General features: G+C 74.6%; 16 protein-coding genes, 1 tRNA gene and 1 riboswitch. Of the genes, 13 read left to right on the plus strand and 4 right to left on the minus strand.

The window, feature by feature from the left end:
* Positions 1–83: 83 nt before the first annotated feature.
* Positions 84–1526 (minus strand): uracil-xanthine permease family protein, encoded by a 1443-nt coding sequence (locus BM237_RS10210; RefSeq protein ID WP_093849260.1) that lies wholly within the window; start codon positions 1524–1526, stop codon positions 84–86.
* Positions 1527–2004: 478 nt separating this feature from the next.
* Here BM237_RS10210 and BM237_RS10215 point away from each other — a divergent pair.
* A tRNA-Cys gene (locus BM237_RS10215) sits at positions 2005–2075 on the plus strand.
* Between the two features lie 103 nt (positions 2076–2178).
* Here the strand turns inward: BM237_RS10215 and BM237_RS10220 are convergent.
* A complete protein-coding gene (locus BM237_RS10220; protein ID WP_093849261.1) occupies positions 2179–3150 on the minus strand; it encodes a LysR family transcriptional regulator in 972 nt (323 codons plus the stop codon).
* On the minus strand, positions 3147–4058 hold the full coding sequence (locus BM237_RS10225) for a LysR family transcriptional regulator (protein ID WP_093849262.1): 912 nt from the start codon (positions 4056–4058) through the stop codon (positions 3147–3149). The genes BM237_RS10220 and BM237_RS10225 overlap by 4 nt, the downstream gene beginning before the upstream one ends.
* A gap of 259 nt (positions 4059–4317) precedes the next feature.
* On the opposite strand from BM237_RS10225, the gene BM237_RS10230 reads away from it, so the two are divergent.
* From BM237_RS10230 to BM237_RS10260, 7 genes are all read left to right on the plus strand, one after another.
* A complete protein-coding gene (locus BM237_RS10230; RefSeq protein WP_217655822.1) occupies positions 4318–5094 on the plus strand; it encodes a tRNA-dependent cyclodipeptide synthase in 777 nt (258 codons plus the stop codon).
* Positions 5081–6490: a purine-cytosine permease family protein gene (locus tag BM237_RS10235; protein WP_093849264.1), complete on the plus strand. Its 1410-nt coding sequence runs from the start codon at positions 5081–5083 to the stop codon at positions 6488–6490. Before BM237_RS10230 ends, BM237_RS10235 begins: the two co-directional genes overlap by 14 nt.
* A 1-nt stretch (position 6491) precedes the next feature.
* On the plus strand, positions 6492–6845 hold the full coding sequence (locus BM237_RS10240) for a rhodanese-like domain-containing protein (protein WP_093849265.1): 354 nt from the start codon (positions 6492–6494) through the stop codon (positions 6843–6845).
* A gap of 113 nt (positions 6846–6958) precedes the next feature.
* Complete coding sequence (locus BM237_RS10245; protein ID WP_093849266.1) at positions 6959–7408, plus strand: thioredoxin family protein; 450 nt, start codon at positions 6959–6961, stop codon at positions 7406–7408.
* A 129-nt stretch (positions 7409–7537) separates the two neighbouring features.
* Positions 7538–8824 carry a S8 family peptidase gene (locus BM237_RS10250; protein ID WP_093849267.1) on the plus strand — a complete coding sequence of 429 codons (1287 nt, stop codon included), beginning with the start codon at positions 7538–7540 and terminating at the stop codon, positions 8822–8824.
* Positions 8821–9807 (plus strand): thioredoxin-disulfide reductase, encoded by a 987-nt coding sequence (gene trxB, locus BM237_RS10255; protein ID WP_093849268.1) that lies wholly within the window; start codon positions 8821–8823, stop codon positions 9805–9807. Before BM237_RS10250 ends, trxB begins: the two co-directional genes overlap by 4 nt.
* Before the next feature lie 141 nt (positions 9808–9948).
* Positions 9949–11373 carry a helix-turn-helix domain-containing protein gene (locus tag BM237_RS10260; protein WP_093849269.1) on the plus strand — a complete coding sequence of 475 codons (1425 nt, stop codon included), beginning with the start codon at positions 9949–9951 and terminating at the stop codon, positions 11371–11373.
* A gap of 55 nt (positions 11374–11428) precedes the next feature.
* Here BM237_RS10260 and BM237_RS10265 read toward each other — a convergent pair whose 3' ends face one another.
* A complete protein-coding gene (locus tag BM237_RS10265; RefSeq protein ID WP_093849270.1) occupies positions 11429–12628 on the minus strand; it encodes an MFS transporter in 1200 nt (399 codons plus the stop codon).
* A 59-nt stretch (positions 12629–12687) separates the two neighbouring features.
* On the opposite strand from BM237_RS10265, the gene BM237_RS10270 reads away from it, so the two are divergent.
* From BM237_RS10270 to BM237_RS10290, 5 genes are all read left to right on the plus strand, one after another.
* Positions 12688–13965 (plus strand): ROK family transcriptional regulator, encoded by a 1278-nt coding sequence (locus BM237_RS10270; protein WP_093849271.1) that lies wholly within the window; start codon positions 12688–12690, stop codon positions 13963–13965.
* Positions 13966–14116: 151 nt separating this feature from the next.
* Positions 14117–14247: riboswitch (FMN riboswitch) on the plus strand.
* A 210-nt stretch (positions 14248–14457) separates the two neighbouring features.
* Complete coding sequence (gene ribD / locus BM237_RS10275; protein WP_093849485.1) at positions 14458–15618, plus strand: bifunctional diaminohydroxyphosphoribosylaminopyrimidine deaminase/5-amino-6-(5-phosphoribosylamino)uracil reductase RibD; 1161 nt, start codon at positions 14458–14460, stop codon at positions 15616–15618.
* Positions 15619–16293 (plus strand): riboflavin synthase, encoded by a 675-nt coding sequence (locus tag BM237_RS10280; protein ID WP_093849272.1) that lies wholly within the window; start codon positions 15619–15621, stop codon positions 16291–16293.
* Complete coding sequence (locus tag BM237_RS10285) at positions 16290–16979, plus strand: nicotinamide mononucleotide transporter family protein (RefSeq protein WP_093849273.1); 690 nt, start codon at positions 16290–16292, stop codon at positions 16977–16979. Before BM237_RS10280 ends, BM237_RS10285 begins: the two co-directional genes overlap by 4 nt.
* Entirely contained in the window at positions 16976–18331 is a 1356-nt protein-coding gene (locus BM237_RS10290) for a bifunctional 3,4-dihydroxy-2-butanone-4-phosphate synthase/GTP cyclohydrolase II (RefSeq protein ID WP_093849274.1), read from the plus strand. Before BM237_RS10285 ends, BM237_RS10290 begins: the two co-directional genes overlap by 4 nt.
* The last annotated feature ends 20 nt before the right edge of the window (positions 18332–18351 follow it).

Below are 18351 nucleotides of genomic sequence, written 5' to 3' on the forward strand. Positions count from 1 at the left end.
CGAACGGGCGGCGAACCACGGTCCGCGCGGGAACGGCGGCCGGCGGGCGGCGGCGAACAGGCGGCCGTACCGCCGCCCGCCGCCTACCGCTTGCCGGGCCCGGTGCCGTCCGCGTCCTCCGCGCCGGCGGCGCCGTCCGCGCCGCCGTCCGCGGCCTCGGTGTCGTAGGAGGAGGTGCCCTCGTCCAGCAGCGGCTCCTGGGCGCGCATGTGCGCCGGTGCCAGCGCCCGCAGCACGTGGTAGCCGGTGAGGACGACGATGGTGCCCAGTGCGATGCCGTTCAGCTCGAAGCTGTCGGTGATCTCCAGGCTGACGCCGCCGACGCCGATGATGACGCCCGCCGAGACCGGCACCAGGTTCAGCGGGTTGCGCAGGTCCACCCGGCCCGCGAGCCAGATCTGCGCGCCGAGCAGGCCGATCATGCCGTAGAGGATCACGGTGATCCCGCCGAGCACACCGCCGGGGATCGCGGCGATCACCGCGCCGAACTTCGGGCAGAGCCCGAACAGCACGGCGAAGCAGGCGGCGGCCCAGTAAGCGGCGGTGGAGTAGACGCGGGTCGCGGCCATCACGCCGATGTTCTCGGAGTACGTGGTGGTGGCCGGGCCGCCGACCGCGGTGGACAGCACCGTGGCCGCGCCGTCGGCGCCGATCGCGGTGCCCAGCTCGTCGTCGAGCGGATCACCGGTCATCTCGCCCACGGCCTTCACATGGCCCGCGTTCTCCGCGATCAGCGCGATCACCACCGGCAGCGCCACCAGGATCGCCGACCACTGGAACTCGGGGGCGTGGAGGGAGGGCAGTCCGATCCAGTCGGCCTCGGAGACGCCCGAGAGGTCCAGCCGCCAGTGGTCGACGGCCTCCCCGCCGCCCGCCGGGGAGTGGATCTTCCCGAAGAGGCGGTCCATGGCCCAGGAGACGACGTAGCCGAAGACCAGCCCGAGGAAGATCGCCACACGGGACCAGAAACCGCGCAGCGCCACCACCGCGAGTCCGGTGAAGAGCATGGTCAGCAGCGCCGTCCACTGGTCCTGCGGCCAGTACGTCGAGGCCGTCACCGGTGCCAGGTTGAAGCCGATCAGCATCACGACCGCGCCGGTGACCACGGGCGGCATCACCGCGTGGATGACCCGCGCGCCGAACCGCTGCACCACCAGGCCGGCCAGCAGCAGCACCACGCCGACCACCAGCAGCGCCCCGGTGATCGTCGCGCTGTCACCGCCCGAGGCCCGGATCGCCGCGGCGACGCCGACGAAGGAGAGGCTGGAGCCCAGATAGCTCGGCACCCGGCCGCGCGTCATGAGCAGGAACACCATGGTGGCGACGCCCGACATCATGATGGCCAGATTGGGGTCCAGGCCCATGAGCACCGGAGCGACGAAGGTGGCGCCGAACATGGCGACCACATGCTGTGCCCCCAGCCCGGCCGTCCGCGGCCACGACAGCCGCTCGTCGGGCCGTACGACGGCTCCGGGCGCCGGTGTGCGACCGTCGCCGTGCAGGGTCCAGCGCAGACCGAGGCCCATGGGTTCTCCGTTTCGTGCTCGCGCGGTGGTGCGTTCCGGCGCGCTTCGGGGTGCTTTGGACTGCTTCGGGGCGCGCCGGGGGTGTGATCGGATGTGACCGGAATCGATCGGCCCACATGGTACGGGGCGCTTTCGGGGATGTCAGTGGGCGGTGCGCGGCCGGAGCGACCCGCCAGGACGGGCGGTCGGGGGCCGCCCGGGGAGCCCGGTCCGGGAGAGAACCCGGAGGCCGAGGTGCGTGAGGTTTCGAAAATGCCTTCCTGGAATTAACCCGGGGGTATGAAGGGGTGGCATGGAAATGCACCGGAAAAGCATAGGCTGTTACGCGAGAAAGGGACTGTGTGTTCGCGAGAGAAGGCGGCCGGAAACAAACTGTTCCCGAACAGGGGGAATTCTGTTAGCGTTCAGGGTGTCGGCGGAAGGCGGCGCGGTCGGCCGCTTTTTCTGTTCGGCGGCGAGAACCCCGGATCCCGTTTTCGGTGGAGTGGCCGAGAGGCGAGGCGACGGCCTGCAGAGCCGTTCACACAGGTTCGAATCCTGTCTCCACCTCCGGCCGGGCCCGTCGCCGTTTGAAACGGCAACGGGCCCGGTTCCGAGGGACGCGGGGCGGCCCTCGGAACCGGGGCTCCGGCGGTGTGCCCGGAGCCCCGGTTCAGATTCCGCCCGCGCCCCCGCCCGCGTAGGACTCCCGGACCTCCTCGGCCAGCCGGTGCGCCCAGGCGGCGGCGCGGTCACCGGGCCGCCAGGCCAGGAGCAGCCGGTGGCGGACGGCGGTGTCGTCCAGCGGGAGGCAGACCATTCCGGCCGCCGGGGCCGGGAGCGGATAGGCCGGCAGTACACCGCCGGTGGCGCAGGCCAGCGCCGCGGCCTCGGCCTCGTCGGCCGCCCAGCGCACTTCGACGTGCACGTTGCGGCGCCGCACCGCGGTCATGAAGCGGTGGTGCAGGGCGGCGTGCCGGCGGCCGGCGGGGAGCAGACACGTCCGGCCGTCGAGGTCGAGGAGGGAGACCGAGGCCCGCTCCGCCGGCCGGTGGTCGGCCGCGGTCCGGACGAGCAGGCTCTCCTCGGCGAGCACGGCCGTGCCCAGGGCCTCCGGCAGGGGCCCGTCCAGATGGGGGAAGTGCCGGAACACGACCAGGTCCAGGCGGTGCAGGCGGAAGAGGTCCGGCAGGGCGGCGCCGCAGTCCCCGGTACCGCAGCCCCCGGTGCCGCAGTCCACGGTGCCGCACTCTCCGGCGCGCACCTCGACGGCGGCCGACGGCAGCAGGGCGCGGGCACGGGTGGCGACGAGCGGCAGAGCGGGGTGGGGTACGGCCCCGATGCGCAGGCGCTCCGCCGGCGGGCCCGGCGGACCCCCGTGCGCCCCGGCGGCCAGCAGCCGGTCGACCACCGGAAGCAGTTCGTCGGCGCAGTCCAGCAGCAGCCGGCCGGTCGCGGTGAGGAGGGCACCGCGGTGGTCGCGGTACAGGACGGCCAGGCCGGTGGCCCGCTCGACGCGCTGGACGCGGCGGCTGACGCCGGCCTGGCTGAGGCCGAGCGCCCGGGCGGCGCCGGCCAGGCTTCCGGTGTCGGCGACCGCGCGCAGCACCCGCAGGTCCTGGATCTCCACGTCCATGGCGGTCATGCGGTGACCGGCCGCGGACGCGCCGCGGAGAGGACCGCGACCAGCGCCGGCACCTGCGCGGCGATCCGGCTGTCCCTGCGGAACGCCACCAGATGGCCGACCCGCAGTCCGAGGTCGTCCACGGAGCGGTGGACCACCCCGGGCGGGAGCGGTCGGCACGCCTGGCTCAGGGCGACGCAGCCGCGGCTGCGGATCACATCGCAGCGAGGCCCGGAGACGGGGATGTCGTGGGCGATGCGCGGTGTGAATCCGTAGGAGGCGCACAGGGCGCGGAGTTTACCGTCGCAGCCGTCGGGGCCGGTGACCGAGATCCACTCCTCATGCGCCAGATCGGCCATGGTGAGCCGTTCCGCGGTGGCCTGCGGCCGGTTGGCGGCGACCGCGAGCAGTACCGGACTGTGCCCCCAGGCGATCTGCGCGACCGGACCGTCCGCGGACGGGAGCGGGCCGTCCTGCCCAAGAGTGTGGTCGCGCAGCGCGATGTCGATCTCCCCGGCCCGCAGCAGGTCCACCAGCTCCCGGGTGGAGCCGGTGACCACGATCCGCGGGTGTTCCCCGCACGGCAGCCGCCGCAGGGAGTTCAGCAGGGGTTCGTGGAGCACGCTGTCGGCCCAGCCCACCCGCAGCGCCCGGCTCCGGACTTCGCGGTGGTCGTGCAACCGCTGCCCGAAGTCGTCGAGGATGCGGAGGACGCACTCCGCGTGGTCGAGGACGGTGCTGCCGAGGGCGGTGGGCCGGGTGCCGTGGGGGCCGCGTTCGAACAGGGCCCCGCCGAGCAGCTCCTCCAGCCTCCGTACCTGGCGGCTCAGGGCCGGCTGGGGCAGCTCCAGCGCCGCCGCCGCCCTGTTGAGGCTCCCGGTGTCGGCGACGACGCGCAGCAGACGCAGATGGCGGATCTGTAATTCCATGATCGGAGGCTAAGCGGATTCCGTCCGCCCGCACCAGAGCCGGATCGAGCACGGTGCAAATTCTGTCGATTTCCGCGCGTGCGGGTCGGTGGGCTTCCGTCGGCAGGTGAGCGGATCCGCCCGGGGCGGGTGCGCGCGGACGGCATAACCGGTCGGCACTACCCGGCCTCCCGTCCGGCCGCCATCATCCCATTCATCGGTTTGCAGGCCGTGACCCGATCGGATGGGGGGCTGTCCGAACCACGACCCGAGGTGGATTGTGTTTGAGATCGAACCACTTACCGAGAACTGCCGTGAATTACTTCCCGAAGCGGCCGTCGCCTGCATCGGGGTCAGCCCGTTCAACAGCTACTTCAGTACGCGGCGGCTGACCGCCCTGGCGGGCTGGGCGATGGAGCGCTTCGAGCGGGTGTGTTTCTTCGTACCGGACACGGTGGCCGCCTACACGCTGGAAGCGCTGGGGTGCGAGCCGGGCCGCGCGCGTCACAAGGCGCGGAGCCAGGGCCGGTACGTCCACAACAAGATCACCACCGCGCTGCGGAGTCTGGGGGTCGAGGAGCCGCGGAGACTCGTCCTGGGCATGGAGCGGCTGGGCGGCTCGGCACGCTACGGGCAGCTCCTGGCGGAGGCGCACCTGCTGTTCCGGGAAGACGCCTCCTTCCGCGCCGCCTGCCTGGAGGCGTCCCGCTGGGTGCTGGACCGGAGGCTGCCGCCCGGCGCCGCCCCCAGCGAGGAGCAACTGCGGCGCGCGGTGCGGTACTTCCTGGCGGAGCTGCCCCTCTTCGCCGACTCCGCCGGGGCCACTGGGGCCACTGGGGCCACCGGGGCCGCCGGGTCCACGGGGGACGGTTCGTCGTTCTTCCTCTACCACCAGCGGGTGGCCTTCCTGGAGCGCTTCTACCGGCGGGAGCTGAGCTGGAGACCGGTGCCGGGACAGGGCTTCGTGGTGGTCCGCGAGCGGGCGCCGGAGGCCGGCACGGCCGGAGCCGTGCCCGCAGCCGCCCCGGTGGGGGAGGTGTCCCATGGCGCCCGCTGAGGCCGGGCGGGGAGCCGTCGGCGAGCCCGGCCGGGGCGAGGCGCTGGACGACTACTCGCTCAGCCGGGTCCCCGAGGAGGCGCGCTACTCGTGGATCTCGGTGGCGGTGCAGCGGTTCGGGCAGGTCTCCTCCTTCCAGCAGTTCATGGTGGGCGCGGTCCTGGGCTACGGGATGACGTTCACCGACGCGGTGATCGCCATCACCGTCGGCTCGGTGATGCTGGAGGCCGTCACGATCCTGCTGGGTGTCGCCGGGGTCAGGGAGGGCCTGTCGACCTCGGTGCTCGCCCGCTGGTCGGGCTTCGGCCGCAAGGGCTCCGCGGCGGTGGGCATGCTCGTGGCGTTCAGCCTCGCCGGCTGGTTCGGTGTGCAGAACGGCGTGTTCGCGCAGGGAATGCACAACCTCGCGGGCGGGGTGCCGCCATGGGCCTGGGCGCTGGCGGGCGGCGCGGCGGTCACGGCCGTCTCGGTGTTCGGCTTCAACACCATGGCGTGGACGGCCTACCTGACCGTCCCCGCGTTCCTCCTGCTGGCCGGCTGGTCGGTGGTGGACACCCTGGCCGACCACTCGCTGGGACATCTGGTGACCGCGGCCCCGCCGGGGCCGGCGCTGTCCCTGGCCGAGGGCACGACGCTGGTGGCCGGGGCGTTCATCCTGGGGGCGCTGATGACCCCGGACATGACGCGCTTCAACCGCAGACCGTCCGACGTGGTCAAGCAGACGCTCCTGGGCGTGACGCTGGGGGAGTACCTGATCGGGCTCACCGCGGTGCTGCTCGGCCACGCGGCCCGCACCGCCGACATCGTCGGCATCATCACCACCTCGTCCGGCCTGCTGGGCACGCTGATCCTGGCGACGGCGATCCTGAAGATCAACGACTGGAACCTGTACTCGTCCGCGCTGGCCACCGTCAACAGCATCGATGTGATCCTCGGCAGACGCGTCGGCCGCCGGACGGTGACGCTGGTGATCGGTGCGGTGGGCACGACGCTGTCCGCCGCGGGTGTGATGGACGACTTCACCGGCTTCCTGGAGACCATCGGGGTGCTCGCCCCGCCGGTGGCCGGGATCATCATCGCCGAGTACTACGTGGTGCGGCGGTTCCGCGCGGACCTCGACCGGGCCCGCTCGCACGGCGGGCTGCCCGGCGGGATCGCCGACTGGATGCCCCTGTCCCTGGTGTGCTGGGCCGCCGGCGCGCTGACCGGCGAGTACGCGGGCATCGGCATCCCCGCGGTCAACGCCGTCGTGGCCGCCTTCGCGCTCTACGCGGTGGCGGGCCGGGCGGCGGTCCGCAGGGGCCCGCGGGCCTCCCGCACCCCCGGGACCCCTCCTCCCGGCCGCTCCGGGCTCCCGGACCTTCCCGAAAGCGGCATGACGAAGACAGGAGGCTGACGTGCTACCCCTGGTGAAGAGGGACGAACTGAAGGCCGAGATGGACGCCGGGAAGACCGTCGTGGTCGACACGATGCCGGCGGCCTACTACGAACGCGAGCACCTGCCCGGCGCGGTGAACATCCCCGGGTTCCCCTACGAGGACGCGCAGCGGTTCACCGACGAACTCGCGCCCGCCGTACTGCCGGACCGCACCGTCCCCGTAGTCGTGTACTGCGCGAACGTGCCGTGCCGCAACAGCGAACTCGTCGGCGCCCGGCTGGTGGCGCTCGGCTACACGGACGTGCGCAAGTACCGCGAGGGGATCGAGGACTGGGTCGCCCACGGCCTGCCCACGGAGACCTCCGAGGCCTGAGCACCGGCCCGGGGCCCGTTCCCCACCGGGACCCGCTTCCCCCCCATCTGTGCGGCGGCTTCCCGCCGCTGTGCTCGCCCCATCCTGTTCCACCCCACGAAAGGAAAAGGATCATGATTCGCAGACTGGCCGTCGCGGCGTCCGCCGTCGCGCTGCTGTTCACAGGAGCGGCCGCGCAGGCCGCCGCCGCTCCCACCGCTCCCGCGGCGGCGGCCCAGGCGTCCGCCGCCGACAGCATCCCCGGTGTCGTCGACGTGACCTCGGCCAACTACGCCCAGGTCATGGAGTGGTCGTACACCAAGCCCGTGGTGCTCGACTTCACCGCTTCCTGGTGCTACTGGTGCCAGAGGCAGAAGCCCTACCTCCAGAAGTACAACACCGAGGACAACGGCGCCTGGGTCTGGGCGCGCGTCGACGTCGACCGCAACCCCGACCTGGCGCGGAGGTACGGAGTCCGCGGCATCCCGGCCCTGCTCAACATCCAAAGCGGCCGGGAGGCCGGCAGCCGCATGGTCGGCTACGACGGGCCGACCTCGCTGCGTATCTGGCTGAACAACCTGTGACGCCCCCGCGTGCCGGCCGCCGCGGCGGCCGGCACGCCCCCCTCGCCCTCCGGCGGTGCGGCGTGTCCGCCCGTCTCCCACTCTCGCGGGTCAGCTCCCCGCGACCGTAAGCGAAAGGCCCGACCCCCCATGAAGAGATCCCTGCCGAGGGCCGCCGCCGCGGCGGTCGCCGCGGTCGGCGCGGCACTGCCCTTCCTGGTCGCCGGCCCGGTGGCCCTCGCGGCCCCGGCCGACCGGCCCTCCTCCGCGCCCCTCGCTCCCTCCGCGCCGGCCGTCCACATCGTCCAGGTCCACGGCACGGAGGCGACACGGGAGGCGGTCACCGAACGGGCCCGGCAGCTGACCGCCGACCACGGGGGCGAACTGCGCCGGGTGTACTACGCGGCCTCGCAGGCGTTCTCCGTCTCGCTGACCGAGGAGCAGCTGGCCGGTTACTACAGGGACACCCGCGTCAGCTCCATCACCCCCGACCGCGTCTACCGGGTCGCCGGACTGCAGCACGGGGGCGCGGTGTCCGCCGCCGCCGGCGGCGTCCAGATATGGCCGCCCTCCTGGGGCCTGGACCGCATCGACCAGCGGGACCTGCCGCTGGACGGCGTCTACGCCTTCCACGGCACCGGAGCCGGGACGCATGTGTACGTCGTCGACACCGGAGTCCGCACCGGCCACGGGGAGTTCGCGGGCCGGGCGCGCGGCGCGTACGACGCGATCACCCCGGGGCCGGGCGGCGACGGCGACTGCCACGGGCACGGCACCGCGACGGCGGCCATCGCGGCCGGACGGTGGACCGGTGTCGCCAAGGGCGCCACGGTGGAGTCGGTGCGCGCCCTCGGCTGCGACGGCACCGGGACGATGGAGCACATCATGTCCGCCGTCGACTGGATCACCGCCAACGCCCGGCGGCCCGCGGTGGTCAACCTGGGCTTCTCCGGCGAGCCCGGATCGGTGCTCGACCTCCAGCTCTACGAGATGACGCGGAAGGGGATCGCGTACACCGCGGCCGCCGGCAACGGCGACGGGTCCGGAAACGGGATCGAGTCCTGCGAGACCACCCCGGCCCGGCAGACCACCGCCATCACCGTGGCCGCCACCGACCGCGACGACAGCCGTCCCGCCTGGTCCAACTACGGCTACTGCGTACACCTGTTCGCCCCCGGAACCGGCATCACCACGGCCGGCTCCCGGGGCGACCGCCACTACACCGGACTCTCCGGCACCTCCGCCGCCACCGCCCAGGTGACCGGCGCCGCGGCGGTCCACCTGGCCGAGCACCCCGGGGCGACACCCGAGGAACTGGACGAGGCCCTCGCCGACGCCGCCACCGAGGACCGGGTGCGCGACGCGGGACCGGACTCCCGCAACCTGCTGCTGTACACGGGCCGGCCCGAGGGCACGGAGGGGCGGGGGGACCGGTGAGCGCCGGGATCCGGGAGGTCGCCGTCATCGGCTCCGGCCCCGCCGGCTACACCGCCGCCCTCTACACCGCCCGCGCCGCGCTGCGCCCGCTGGTCTTCTGCGGACGGGCCCTCATCGGCGGATCGCTGGCCACCACCACCGAGGTGGAGAACTACCCGGGCTTCCCCGAGGGCGTGCAGGGACCGGACCTGATGGACGCCATGCGCGCACAGGCCGGACGGTTCGGCGCCGAACTGGTCGACGAGGACGTCGCCGCCGTCGACCTGGCGGGGGAGGTCAAACAGATCACCGACGGCGCGGGCCGGCGGCACTGGGCGCGGACGGTGATCGTCGCCACCGGGTCGGGCTACCGCAAACTCGGCCTGGAGCGCGAGGACGAGCTGTCCGGACGGGGGGTGTCCTGGTGCGCCACCTGCGACGGGTTCTTCTTCCGCGGCCACGACGTCGCCGTGGTCGGCGGCGGCGACACCGCTCTGGAGGAGGCCACCTTCCTGAGCCGGTACGCCCGCTCGGTCACCGTCGTCCACCGCCGCGGCACCCTGCGGGCATCCAAGGCCATGCAGCGGCGGGCCTTCGCCGACCCCAAGGTCACCTTCGCCTTCGAACGCGAGGTGACGGCCCTGCACGGCGATACCGGCCTGACCGGCATCACCCTGCGGGACACGGTCACCGGCGCCACGGAGGAGACGGCGGTGACGGGGCTGTTCGTCGCGATCGGCCACGATCCGCGCAGCGAGCTGTTCACCGGGCAGCTCGCCCTCGACGAGGCCGGGTACGTGCTGGTTGACGCCCCGTCCACCCGTACCGGAGTGCCGGGGGTGTTCGCGGCCGGGGACGTGGTCGACCACACCTACCGCCAGGCCGTCACGGCGGCCGGCAGCGGATGCGCGGCCGCCCTGGACGCCGAGCGGTACCTGGCGGCGCTCCACGACGAGAGCGCCGGTCGCGCCCGGCGGCGGTCCGGGACGACCGCCGTGCCCTGAGACGGAGCCCCGCGCCCCTGACCGGGCGCGGGGCGGTTCCGGCCGGGGACCGCGCGCGCTAGAATCCCCGGCCCAGCGCGCGGGCGACGGGGCGGACACCCACCCCGTCTCCCCCCCTCCCCGCGGCGCCCAGGAGGTCCGGTGGACGACGGCGAGACACCGAAGCGCACACCCCCGTCCCGTGCCCCGGAGCCGTGGGCCGAGTTCGGCGGCAGGCTGCGCCACTGGCGGCGGAATCTGGGACTGACGCAGGCCCAGCTCGGCGCCCGGGTCGGCTACGACCACAGCGCGATCAGCAAACTGGAGAGCGGGGTACGCCAGCCGCTGCCCCCACTGGTACGCCGCCTGGACGAGGTTCTGGGAGCGGGCGGGGAACTGGTGGCCGTCTGGACGGCGGTGGCCGAGGCGCGCTCCTGCGCCCCGGCCGCCGGCGTGCTCCGGGCGGCCCCGCTGCCCGGGGAGGGCGCGGCGCGCGGCATCGGACTGGCGTTGCCGGACGGGCTGGTGTGGCCCTCGCGCCTGCCCAGCTACGCCATGACGTGCCCGCTGCACGGCGGGGAGGACTGCGCGGTGCCGCCCCTTGAGGAGGCGTCCGCGATCCACGGCGCCTTCCGTGCCCCAGGGGCCCCGCCGGGCGCCGGCGCCGACATCGACACCGTGCACGTCCTGGCCGGCCTGCTGGCGGTGTACGAGCGGGCCGGCGACGAGCGGCCCTCGCCCGCACTGGCCGCGGAGGTCGAGCGCACCCTGCACGCGATCGTGCGGCGGCTGGAGACGGCCGGCTGCCGGGAACCGGCGAGGCGGGCACTGCTCCGCCTCGCCGCGGCCTACGCGGAGCTCGCGGGCGAGTTGCGGATGCTGCACGGTCAGAACGGGCTGGCGATGGCCTGGTTCGACAAGGGGGTCCGCTGGGCGGCCGCATGCGGGGACAGCGCGATGCGGGTCGCCCTGCTCATCGACATGAGCACGCTGGCGAAGCTGGAGAACGACGCCCCCTCGGCGCTGGCCTACGCGCGTGCGATCAGGGAGGCGGCCCCCGGCCGCCACTGGGCGGCCACCATGGCCCATCTGTGCGAGGCCCGCGGTCACACGCTCGGCGGCGACGTACGGCAGTGCCTGCGGCACATCGCCCTCGCCCGGGACGGCCTGGACCGCTTCGGGGAGCGGGGCACCGCGGAGGTGCCCTGGCTGGCGACCTTCCCCGGGCCGGTGCGGGTGGAGTCCGGCGCCGCCGGGGCGCTGCGCGACATCGCCGCCATGACCTCGGACAGGTCGGTCGCCCGTCTCGCCGTCGAGGCGGCGCGGACGTCGCTGGACCACCTGGGACCGCGTACGCGCCCCACGCGGCTGCTGTTCACACTGCGGCTGGCCGACGGACACGCCTGCGCCGGAGACCCTGAGGCCGCGGTGGCCGTGGCCGGGCCGGTACTGGCGGAGGCCTCCGCCGCGTCCAGCGTGATGATCGGCCGGGAACTGCGGGGGCTGCGGGACAGGCTGGTGGCCCGGTGGAGCGGCCGGCCCGAGGTGGACGATCTGATCACCCGTCTCGCGGACGGCCTTTCCTGACCGTCCTCCCGTGCCCGCCGCTCTCCCGTGCTCGCGCCCGCCCGTGCCGTTTCGGTCAGCCTCCCCGCAGTTCCGCCCGCGCCTCCCCGGCGCTTTGGGCGACGACACCGCCCCGGCGCGGGGCGCCCAGCACCCCGGCGGCCAGGACGAGGACGGCGGTGGCGGCGGTGACCAGGGCGAACGACGCCCGCAGCGAGACCAGTTCGGCGAGCAGACCGATGACGGTCGGCGCGGCCAGCCCGGTGGTGTAGGTGATGGTGGCGACGCCGGCGATGGCCTGCCCGGGAGCCGGACCACTGTGCCCGGCGGCGGCGAAGGCCAGCGGCACCACCACGGCGATCCCGACGCCCAGCAGGGCGAACCCGGCGACGCCCGCCACCGGGCCGGGCGCGGTCACCACCAGCGCGCCGCCCACGGTGGCCAGGACGCCGCTGATTCGCACCGTGCGCACCGGGCCGATACGGCGCACGGCGGCGTCGCCGGCCAGGCGGGCGGCGGCCATGGTGCAGGCGAACGCGGTGTAGCTCGCGGCCGCGACCGTCGCCGACGCGCCGGTGACGTCCCGCAGGTAGACCCCGGACCAGTCCATCGAGGCGCCCTCGGCGAGCACCGCGCACATGCCCACCGCACCGATCAGCAGGGCCGAACGCGGCGGCAGCGCGAAGCGCGGCGGCGCCTCCTGCCCCGGCGCGGGGCGTACGTCCAGCAGGCCGCGGCAGGCCGCCGGAACGGCCGCGGCCAGGACGGCGGCGGCCAGCGCGAGGTGGATCCGGGCGTCCAGGCCGAGGTGGACGGCGCCCACGCCGGCCGCCGAGCCCAGCAGCGCGCCCACGCTCCACATGCCGTGCAGCCCGGACATGATCGAGCGGCCGTGGCGCTGTTCCACCTCCACCCCCTGGGCGTTCATGGCCACATCCGCCATCCCGGCGGCGGCGCCCAGGAGGAGGAACGCGGCGCAGAGCACGGCCAGATGGGGGGAGAGGGCGGGCAGGGCGAGTGAGGCGCACCACAGGGCGAGCAGGGCGCGTACGGCCGCCCGCCCGCCGTGGCGGTGCATGATGCGCCCGGCCAGCGGCATGGCGAGCGAGGCGCCGATCGCGGGGAAGGCCAGGGCGAGTCCCAGCTGACCGTTGCTCAGGTCGAGCTGGTCCCGGAGCCAGGGGATGCGGGTGGTGAAACCGCCGGAGACCGCGCCGTGCAGGGCGAAGACCAGGGCGACCGAGCGCCGGGCTCGGCCGATGGGTGAGGAGGGCATGCGCGTAAACTATCAGGAAGGCTTCCTGAATGAAAAAGAAAATCTGCGAGGATTCCCGCATGACCACGCCCCCACGGCCCGAGCCCGGCGCCCCCACCCCTCCGGTCCGTCCCGCGCGCACCGCCTCGCCCCGCACGGCCCGCGCCATCAACGACCGGATCGCGCTGGAACTGCTGGTGGAGCACGGCCCCCTGACGGCCGGCCGGCTCAAGGAGCTGACCGGACTGTCCCGCCCCAGCGTCGCCGACCTGCTGCGGCGCCTGGCCGACGACGGGCTGGTCCGGGACGCCGGCGAGGCGGGGGAGAGCCGCCGCGGACCCAACGCCCGGCTGTACGGCCTCGTCGCCGACCGCGCCCATGTCGCGGCCGTCGACGTCCGCACCGGCGGCGTCTCCTTCACCCTGGCCGACCTCGCGGGCGGCGCGGCCGGCGGCGCGGAACTGTCCGTCGCGGACGGTGCGGACGGCACAGAGGGCGGGGACGCCGCGGACCGCGGGGACGACCCCGTGGAGCGGACGGTGACCGCCCTGCGGGAGGCGCTGCGCGAGAGGGGCGTCACCACGCTGCACACCGTCACCGTCGGCGCCCCCGGCATGATCGACCCGGCCACCGGGGCCCTCGGCCGCAGCACCACGCTGCCGGCCTGGCACGCCCGCGTCCCGGCCACGATCCGCGAACGGCTGGGCGTCCCGGTGGTACTGGAGAACGAGGTGAACCTCGCGGGCATCGCCGAACACCGCCTCGGCGCGGCGCGCGGCCGCGACACCTTCGTCCTGCTCTGGCTGGGGCACGGAGTGGGGGCCGCCGTGATCCTGGACGGCGCACTGCGCCGCGGCGCCTCCGGCGGTACCGGCGAGGTCGGTTTCCTGCCGGTACCCGGCACGGCCGGGCTGCCGTCGGCGACGGTCTGCGACGGCGGCTTCCACTCCCTGGCCGGCGCCGCGGCGGTGTGCGCGCTGGCGCGCGGGCACGGCCTGCGGCCGCCGCGGCACACCCCCGGGGACGGCGTCCGCGCCGCGGAGGCGGTGGTCCGCGCCGCGGTGGCCGGCGAGGGGGGAGCCGGCGCCGAGGCGTTCCTGGACGCGCTGGCCGAACGGATCGCCGTGGGCGCCGCCGCCGTCGCCTCGGTCCTCGACCCCGGCTGCGTGGTGCTCGGCGGCGAGGTGGGACGGGCCGGAGGGCGACCGCTCGCGGAACGGGTGGCCGGCCGTCTGGCCGGGATGTCCCCGCTGGCCACCGAGGTGCTGTGCGGCACGGTCGAGGGGAGCCCGGTGCTCGGCGGCGGCCTGGTGACGGCCCTGGACGCGGCACGGCGGGAGCTGTTCAGCCCGCGGTGACGCGATGCGGACAGCTCCCGCCGCGGGCCCGGCGGAGCGGCCGGCCTGCGCGGGTACGGACCAGGGCGCCGCTTGTCGCTGTGAGCCGGTCCACAGGCCCTCTCTGGTGCCGTCCGATCCGGACGTGGCACACTGGCCGCGTACCAACGTCAAGCGCACTCCGGGGTCGGTGAAATTCCGAACCGGCGGTTACAGTCCGCGACCCGGCCGCTGCCAGCGGCCGGTTGACCAGGTGAAATTCCTGGACCGACGGTCAAAGTCCGGATGGGAGGCAGTGCGCGGCGGGCCGCGAGACGGCCGGTACGCCGCCGCAGGCGGATCCTCGGGCGCCCCGCGGGGCCCGGAGAATCCGGCCCACGCTCCGGCGTCCCGTCCAACCCGTGAGACCGCTCGTTTCCCGTACCGCCCCGGAGTCCGTGCCCGAAGAGGCAGGAGGACCCGGTGGCCACCGAAGCCGCAGCGCCCACCGCGCGGGAGCGCGAACGCGACGCCATGCGCCGCGCCGTCGCCCTCTCCGCCCGCGGCCTCGGCTCCACCAGCCCCAACCCCGTCGTCGGCTGTGTCGTCCTCGACACCGCCGGACACGTCGTCGGCGAGGGCTGGCACCGGCGCGCCGGCGGCCCCCACGCCGAGGTCCACGCCCTCGCCGAGGCCGGCGAGGCGGCCCGCGGCGGCACCGCCGTCGTCACCCTGGAGCCCTGCGACCACACCGGCCGCACCGGCCCGTGCAGCCGCGCCCTGATCGGCGCCGGCGTCACCCGGGTGGTCTACGCCGTCGCCGACCCCACCCCCGCCGCCCGCGGCGGCGCGGAGACCCTGGCCGCCGCCGGGATCGACACCGAGGGCGGCCTCCTGGCCGAGGAGGCCGCCGAGGTCAACGCCCCCTGGCTGACCTCGGTGCGCCTGGGCCGCCCATACGTGCGCTGGAAGTACGCCGCCACCCTCGACGGCCGTACCGCCGCCGCCGACGGCACCAGCCGCTGGATCACCTCCGGCGCCGCCCGCGCCGACGTCCACCGGCTGCGCGCCGAGGCCGACGCCGTGCTCGTCGGCTCCGGCACCGCCCGCGCCGACGACCCCCACCTCGCGGTGCGCGGCGTCCCCGGCGCCGTCCAGCCGCTGCGCGTCGTCGCCGACACCGGGGCCCGCGCCGTCCGGCCCGGCGCCCGTGTCCTGGACGGCGAGGCCCCCACCCTGATCGCCGTCGCCGACGATCTGCCGGACGCCGCCACCGCCCACCTCGACGGGCACGCCGAGGTGGTGCGGTTGCCGCGCGCCGCCGGAACGGGCGGACCCTCCGGACACGGCAGCGGGCCCGGCGGCGGCCTGGACGTCGCCGCGCTGCTCGGGGCCCTCCACGACCGCGGTGTGCGGTCCGTGCTGCTGGAGGGCGGCGCCATCCTGGCCGGGGCCTTCGTCGCGGCCCGCGCCGTGGACCGGGTCACCGCCTACCTGGCCCCGGCCCTCCTGGGCACCGGGCCCGCCGCCCTCGCCGACGCCGGAATCGCCACCATCGCCGATGTGTTGCGACTGACGGTGACCGCGGTCGACCGGATCGGGCCCGATCTGCGCATCGACGCCGTACCCGTCGTACCCGCCATACCCGCTGTGTCCGCTTCCGCCCCCGCCGTCCACATGCCCAAGGAGTCCTGAGTGTTCACCGGAATCGTCGAAGAGCTGGGCGAGGTCGTCGCCGTCGAGGAACTGGCCGAGTCCAGCCGCTTCCGGCTGCGAGGCCCGCTGGTGACCGAGGGGGCCGGGCACGGCGACTCCATCGCGGTCAACGGCGTCTGCCTGACCGTCGTGGACACCGCCGACGGCGAGTTCACCGCCGACGTGATGGCCGAGACCCTCAAGCGCTCCGGCCTCGGCGCCCTGTCCGCCGGCGACCGCGTCAACCTGGAGCGTCCCATGGCGCTGGGCGGACGGCTGGGCGGCCACATCGTCCAGGGCCATGTGGACGGCACCGGCACCATCACCGAGCGCGTCCCCGGCGAGAACTGGGAGATCGTCAGGATCGCCGCCCCGGGCGGACTCACCCGCTACATCGTCGAGAAGGGCTCGATCACCGTGGACGGCGTCAGCCTCACCGTCGTCGAGGCGGGCGAGGCGGACTTCACCGTCAGCCTCATCCCCACCACCCTTGACCTGACCACACTGGGCGTGAAGGGCGTCGGCGACCCGGTCAATCTGGAGGTGGACGTCCTGGCCAAGTACGTCGAGCGGCTGCTCGGCCACCGCGCCGCCGCCGGAACCGCCGGAACCGCCGGAACCGCCGGAACCGCCGGAGCGGCCGAGGACGCCGAGCTCGCCGAGGTCCTGCGATGAGCGCGCTGGAGTGGCTCGACACAGCCCTCAACGGCACCGCCTTCGAGGCGTTCGGCCAGAGCGTGAAGTGGTCCGACATGGTCGGCAACGTCATGGGCCTGATCGCCCTCGCCCTCGGCTGGCGCCGCTCCATCTGGACCTGGCCCGCGCAGTTCCTGGCCGGAACCATCCTGGTCGCCGCCTACGCCTCCGCCCAGCTCTCGGGCGGCGTCGGCAAGCAGCTGCTGGTCATCGGCGTCGCCGTGTGGGGCTGGTACCAGTGGCGACGCGGCTCCTCGGTTTCCGGGGAGGAGCGCGGCAGCGCCGACGGCAGGATCACCGTACGGTTCGCCACCTGGCGCGAACGCGGCTGGCTGCTGGCCGGAACGGCCGCCGGCACCCTCGCCGTCGGCGGACTGTTCACCCTCTACCCGCAGCTGTCCTGGAGCCCGTGGGCCGACGCCTACATCTTCGTCGGCACCCTGGCGGCGATGGTCGCCCAGGCCCGCGGATGGGTGGAGTTCTGGTTCGCCTGGCTGCTGGTGGACCTGGTCGGCGTCCCGCTCGCCTTCGGCAGCGGCCTGGCCTTCTCCGGCCTGGTCTACGTCATCTACTTCGTCCTCGTCCTGTGGGGCCTGCGCGACTGGTGGCTGCGCTCCCGCGCGAAGTCGGCGAACGACCCAGCTCTGGAAGGAGCCCCGGCATGACCGTGCTGCACACCTGGAACCCGCGCCCCGCCGACCCCGGGGCAGCGGCCGACGCGTTCGGCGGTGCGGCCGGCGACGCCCCGGCGCTGGACCCGGTCGAGCGCGCGATCGCCGACATCGCCGCCGGACGCCCGGTGGTGGTCGTCGACGACGAGGACCGCGAGAACGAGGGAGACCTCATCGTCGCGGCCGAGCTGATCACGCCCGAGGTCGTCGCCTTCATGATGAGCGAGTGCCGCGGTCTGATCTGCACGCCGATGGAGGCCGGTGAGCTGGAGCGGCTGGAGTTGCCGCAGATGGTCGGCGACAACACCGAGTCGATGGGCACCGCCTTCACCGTCTCCGTGGACGCCTCCGCCGCCCACGGCGTGACCACCGGCATCTCCGCCGCCGACCGCGCCACCACCATCCGGCTGCTGGCCGACCCGGCCCGCGGGGCCGGCGACTTCGTGCGCCCCGGCCATGTCTTCCCGCTGCGCGCCCGCCCCGGCGGCGTGCTGGAGCGCCCCGGCCACACCGAGGCCGGGGTCGACCTCGCCCGGCTGGCCGGACTGCGCCCCGCCGCCGCCATCGTGGAGATCGCCGGCGAGGACGGCACCATGCTGCGCCTGCCCGAGCTGGTGCCCTTCGCCCGCAAGCACGGCCTGGCGATCGTCTCCATCGAGGCGCTGATCGCCTACCGCCGCTCCCGCGAGCAGGCCGCCCCCGCCACCCCGGACCTCCCCGCGGTCCGCCGCGAGGCCGTCACCTCCCTGCCCACCGCCCACGGCGACTTCCGCGCCCACGGCTACCGCTCCACCACCGACGGCGTGGAGCACATCGCCCTGGTCGCCGGGGACGTCGACGGCGCCGAGAACGTCCTGGTGCGGGTGCACTCCGAGTGCCTGACCGGCGATGTGTTCGGCTCGCTGCGCTGCGACTGCGGACCCCAGCTCCAGGACTCCCTGCGCCGCGTGGCCGCCGAGGGCCGCGGCGTGGTGGTCTACCTGCGCGGACACGAGGGCCGGGGCATCGGCCTGCTGTCCAAGCTGCGCGCCTACCAGCTCCAGGAGGCGGGGCGCGACACCCTCGACGCCAACCTGGAGCTCGGTCTGCCCGCCGACGCCCGCGACTACGCCGCCGCCGCGCGGATGCTCACCGACCTCGGTGTGCGCTCCCTGCGGCTGATGACCAACAACCCCGACAAGACCGGAGCCCTCGCCCGGTACGGTCTGCGCGTCACCGGCCGCGAGCCGATGCCCGTCCAGGCGGGCGAGCACAATCTGCGCTACCTGCGCACCAAGCGGGACCGTATGGGGCACGATCTGCCCTGGCTGGAGGGGGAACCGGTTTCCGTCTGCGGCGGCCGGTGACACCGGCCCCACCGGACATT

It is taken from the genome of Streptomyces mangrovi, assembly GCF_900114215.1.
Lineage (GTDB): Bacteria > Actinomycetota > Actinomycetes > Streptomycetales > Streptomycetaceae > Streptomyces > Streptomyces barkulensis.